This window comes from Sphingomonas sp. CCH9-F2 (genome assembly GCF_001556735.1).
Classification (GTDB): domain Bacteria; phylum Pseudomonadota; class Alphaproteobacteria; order Sphingomonadales; family Sphingomonadaceae; genus Sphingomonas; species Sphingomonas ginsenosidimutans.
In genome coordinates, this window is sequence record NZ_LSJO01000606.1 from 1 (window position 1) to 1002 (window position 1002).

Here is a 1002-nt window from a genome sequence, read left to right on the forward strand (position 1 = left end):
CTATCGTGCGCTGTCGGTGCGCCGCGACGGTAGCGGCCTGTTGCGGGTTCTGGACGCGATCCCCGCCCGCTGACCGGCGGCCCGCCCCCCCATTGACTGGGGTTCGCGCTATTGTAGAGCATTGTCGCAACAGCGGCATGGTCCCCGCGCCCTGTTCAAGGTTAGACTATTGCCCGACCGTCGATCCATCCTGGCCGCGCGGCTGGTCATCGTCCTGTTCCGCGCGTTCGAACAGGCGGCGCGCCATGCCGATCTGACGATCCCGCAATTCCGCTTCATGCTCATGCTGCGGCGTGGCCCGCGGCGCGCGAGCGAACTGGCGGCGTCGTCCGGGATCGGCCGCCCCACCGCCTCCGCGCTGATCGCCGAAATGGAACGTCGCGGGCTGATCTATCGCCGGCGGGACGAGGCCGACGCGCGCGCCGTGGAGTTGCGGCTGACCGAGGATGGCGAACGACGCTTCGCCCGGCTGGACGAGGCGCTGGCCGGCGCATTCGAGACGCATCTGCCGGATGCGGAACGCGAGGCGATCCTGGACGGCTTCGCGGCGATGGCGCTGTTCATCGACGAGCGCGGCAAGCGGCGCCCGCCCGCCGAACCTACCGATTGACTTAGTTAGGGCCACGAACTATTCGTCTCCCTGACAATAGGAGAGGCGCCATGAAGTCGCGGCTGTGCGAGATGCTCGGAATCGAGTTTCCGCTGTTCGCCTTCAGTCACTGCCGCGACGTGGTCGCCGCGGTCAGCCGGGCGGGCGGGTTCGGCGTGCTGGGCGCGACCATCCACACGCCCGAGACCATCCACGAAGAGCTCGACTGGATCGATCGCCACTGCAACGGAAAACCCTATGGCATCGACGTGCTGGTGCCTGAAAACCTAGCGACGCGCGGTGAGCGGGGCGTGACCACGCGCGCGCTGGAAGGCCGGATTCCCGAGGCGCACCGGGCGTTTGCGGCGGGGCTTTTGGCGGAGGCGGGGGTGACGCGGCGGGCGGCGTCGGAG

General features: G+C 68.8%; 2 protein-coding genes. Both read left to right on the forward strand.

The features are described 5' to 3' along the window. Positions 1 to 169: 169 nt before the first annotated feature. The gene (locus AX685_RS16970) at positions 170 to 610 is read left to right on the forward strand and encodes a MarR family winged helix-turn-helix transcriptional regulator (protein WP_066490693.1); all 441 of its coding nucleotides are present in this window, start codon (positions 170 to 172) and stop codon (positions 608 to 610) included. A 50-nt stretch (positions 611 to 660) separates the two neighbouring features. After that, positions 661 to 1002: nitronate monooxygenase (locus AX685_RS16975; RefSeq protein WP_197418667.1), on the forward strand; the 342-nt coding region annotated here is incomplete at its 3' end.